The sequence below is a fragment of the Bacillus sp. P4_D3 genome (assembly GCF_056401855.1).
The window spans coordinates 1-4,064 of record NZ_JBFUIN010000285.1; the positions used below are offsets into that span (position 1 = coordinate 1).

Annotated in this window: 2 protein-coding genes and 2 pseudogenes; 1 reads left to right on the forward strand and 3 read right to left on the reverse strand. The window is 36.7% G+C overall.

Annotated elements, in window-relative coordinates; translation table 11 throughout:
- Nucleotides 1–202, forward strand: a pseudogene (locus AC1DTM_RS19395) (TetR/AcrR family transcriptional regulator); the annotation flags it as partial.
- A 25-nt stretch (nt 203–227) separates the two neighbouring features.
- Here the strand turns inward: AC1DTM_RS19395 and AC1DTM_RS19400 are convergent.
- The 3 genes and pseudogenes from AC1DTM_RS19400 to AC1DTM_RS19410 all read right to left on the reverse strand — a co-directional run.
- A complete protein-coding gene (locus AC1DTM_RS19400; protein ID WP_002160936.1) occupies nt 228–1,259 on the reverse strand; it encodes an oxidoreductase in 1,032 nt (343 codons plus the stop codon).
- Nucleotides 1,260–1,378: 119 nt separating this feature from the next.
- Nucleotides 1,379–3,802 carry a DNA topoisomerase IV subunit A gene (gene parC / locus AC1DTM_RS19405; protein ID WP_002160935.1) on the reverse strand — a complete coding sequence of 808 codons (2,424 nt, stop codon included), beginning with the start codon at nt 3,800–3,802 and terminating at the stop codon, nt 1,379–1,381.
- 1 nt (nt 3,803) lies between these two features.
- A pseudogene (locus AC1DTM_RS19410) lies at nt 3,804–4,064 on the reverse strand (DNA topoisomerase IV subunit B); the annotation flags it as partial.

Consider the following 4,064-nt stretch of genomic DNA (forward strand, 5'->3'; position numbering starts at 1 on the left):
GTATTTAGAAATATTAGAACAAGCACAGCGCAAAAATGAAATTAATCCACACCTTTCAAAAGAAATGATGTTACTTTACATTCAAATGTTCACTAAATTAGGTGATGATTTCGGGGCACAGCTTCTTGAAGGGGATCGAGAAAAACATATACAAGATATAGTTACGATGTTCTTTTACGGACTTTCTGTTCCGCAAAAATAAAAAAAGACACTGAATCGTGTCTTTTTTATTTTACCGAAATGACTCTACCAGTTTCACTACTTTCAATTGCCAATTGAATAAGTCTAATAACTTCCAAGCCTTCTTCTGCTGTTACAGGTGGTTTCTCACCATTTACAATACTATCTCTTACACCTTTATAATACATGTCATAACAGCCGACTTCTGTTGGAATACGTACTAACTCTTCTTCTGTTTCTAAAATAGCAAAATTCTCTTCAGGGTCTGCTCCATAACCATTATCCCCTGGCTTCATTCCAGTCTTTAATTGTTCTTCCTGTGAATCCATACCATACTTCACGATAGAACCCTTATCGCCATGCAGTGTAAAATGTGGTCCAGCTTGTTTCACAAAACTACTACTATGTAAAATGACACGCTTTACTCCGTAGTGAAGTACAACATGAAAATAATCATCAATTTCTGCACCTGGTCGTTGTTTTATTACATCTGCATTTATCGCATCTGGTTTCCCGAATAATGATAATGCTTGATCCATTAAATGCGATCCTAAATCATATAAAATTCCTGAACCTGGTAAATTCTTTTCTCTCCAGCGATCACGTACATGTGGGCGGAAACGATCGAAATGCGCTTCATATGCGTATACATTCCCTATTCTATTTTCTTGTAATAATTTCTTTATCGTTAAGAAATCATTATCAAGACGACGGTTGTGATACACACTTAAAACGACATTATGTTGCTTCGCTAATGAAATAAGTTCTTCTCCCTCTTCAATTGAAACAACGAATGGTTTTTCCACAACAACATGCTTACCGTGTACAATCGCTTCTTTTACATATGGAAAATGAGTTGTATTCGGTGAAGTAATGACGACTAAGTCAATATCAGCTCGGTTTACTAATTCATCAATTGTACCAACAACTTCAGCATTTGGTAATGTTTGTTTCACTACTTCTTCTTTTGATGATAAAATAGCACGAATATCATACTCTTCTATCGTTTGTAATAACGGGATGTGAAATGTTGTACTAGAAAATCCAAATCCTACAATCCCTACACCTATTTTTTTCATGCTGCCCCTCCATTTGTGATAACGATTTCATTTCATTATTATAACAAGATTATTTTTATATACATAATGATTTGCTTAGAAAAAAGCATCTTGCTATCATTCATAGCAAGATGCTCCCTTTATTCCGTTCTTTTCTTCGTCCACGTTTCAATTACTTCACCAGTATCATTAACATCTAGTACTAAACTACCGTTACTATACCGGTCTTTATTTCGAAACGCTTTCGGATCAATTTCTTCTACAATGTGTTTCTCTGTCTTCATGTAAACTAATTCGTCATCTCGAACAATTTCAATACCGACAATGCGGTACGGATTACGTTTTAACTCTTTAAAAATTACAAGGCCTCGCTTCGCCCTCGTTGATTTCTCAATTTCCGATGCCTTTATACGTTTCACAGCACCGCGCTGCGTAACGAGAATAAGTTGATCTTTTTCACCATTTAACGGTTTACCAGAAGCAACGTAGTCATCCTCTTTTAAGTTAATTGCTTTCACACCAGCTGCTCTTACACCAACTGGACTTACTTCTTCTTCATTGAATACAAGTGCATATGCACCATGTGTTGCAAGAACAATATCACTTGTCCCATCTGTCGCAAATATATCAACAACTTCATCATCTTTTTTCAAGTTTACAGCAACGAACGCCCGTGAATAACGCTGCACTTTATATTGGTTTAATTCTGTTTTCTTAATCATACCGTTTCGTGTAACAAATACGATAAATCGTTTTTCTTCTTCAAAATTCGGTACGACTGTTGCCCAAATTAACGATTCATCTCGCTCGAGTGAAACAAGATTCGCAACGTGTTGACCCAAATCTTTCCAACGAATTTCTGGCATTTCATACACAGGAAGATAAATATAATTTCCTTTGTTCGTAAATAAAAGAACGGTTTCTGTCGTGTTTGTATCGAAACGCTCAAGTAAGATGTCACCCTCTTTCATACCGAAGTATTTCCCGTTCGATGCATTATGCGAACGCCAACCTGTTCGTTTCACATAGCCTTCTTTCGTTACAGTAACGATGACATCTTCTTGCGGAATCATAACTTCCACATCAATTTTAATTTCTTCAATTTCCTCTTCAATTATCGCACGGCGATTATCACTATAGGTTTTCTTTACTCTCTTCAAATCTGTTTTAATAACTTGAAAAAGTCTTTTTTCACTTTGTAGAATCGTCTGTAACTCTATAATTTTCTTACTAAGTTCCGCTGCTTCTTGCTCTAGTGCTGTAATATCTGTATTCGTTAAACGATATAATTGCAGTGAAACAATTGCTTCTGACTGCGCCTCTGTAAATCCAAATTTCGCACTTAAATTATCTTTCGCATTACGCTTATCTTTAGACCCACGGATCGTTTCAATCACTTCATCTAAAATTGATAATGCTTTCTTTAAACCTTCTACAATATGTTGACGATTTTCTGCTTTTCGTAATTCATATTGTGAACGTCTCGTAACAACTTCTTTCTGATGCCCAATATATGCATCCAAAATCTTAGGTAATGTCATAAGTGTCGGACGACGATTATTTATCGCTACCATATTAAAGTTGTATGGAATTTGTAAATCTGTATTTTTATATAAATAATTTAAAATACCTTCAGCATTCGCTTCTTTTTTTAATTCTACAACGATACGAAGACCTGTACGATCTGTCTCATCACGTACTTCAGCAATTCCATCTAGCTTTTTATCTATACGTAATTCATCCATTTTCTTAACAAGATTCGCTTTATTTACTTCATACGGAATTTCTGTAATAACGATTTGTTGCTTCCCGCCACGAATCGTTTCAACCTCTGCTTTTCCGCGAATAATAATTTTACCTTTACCTGTTTCATACGCTTTTTTAATGCCATCTATCCCTTGTATAATACCACCTGTAGGGAAATCTGGTCCTTTAATAACTGTTAACAAGTCCTCCACAGAACTATTCGGTTGATCGATACGCATCATTGTAGCATCAATTACTTCTCCAAGATGATGCGGTGGAATTTCTGTTGCATAACCAGCGGAAATCCCTGTAGATCCGTTCACTAATAAGTTCGGGAACATTGCCGGTAATACAACAGGTTCTTCACTCGTATCATCAAAGTTTGACACGAATTCTACTGTTTCTTTATCAAGATCACGTAATAACTCAGATGCGATTGGTGATAAACGTGCTTCCGTATAACGCATTGCCGCTGCTGGATCCCCATCAACACTACCGTTATTTCCGTGCATTTCAACTAAAACATTACGTACTTTCCAAGTTTGACTTAAACGGACCATCGCCTCATATACAGAGGAATCACCATGTGGATGATAATTACCGATAACATTACCTACTGTTTTAGCTGATTTACGAAACGCTTTATCATGTACGTTTCCTTCTACATACATAGAATATAAAATACGTCTTTGTACCGGTTTTAAACCGTCACGCGCATCTGGAAGCGCGCGGTCTTGAATAATATATTTACTATAACGTGCAAAGCGGTCACCTAACACGTCTTCAAGCGGGAGGTCATGAAACTTCTCTGCCTGCATGTTATTCCACCTCCGTCTCCATAATCATTTCATTTTCTAAAATATTTCCTTCTTCTTGCATACCAAATTGTACATTACGCTCAATCCATTTACGGCGAGGTTCTACTTTATCCCCCATCAATGTCGTAACTCGGCGCTCAGCTCTTGATGCATCGTCAATTTTCACACGAATTAACGTACGTGTTTCAGGGTTCATCGTTGTTTCCCATAATTGATCGGCATTCATTTCGCCAAGTCCTTTATAGCGCTGCAACATATAGCC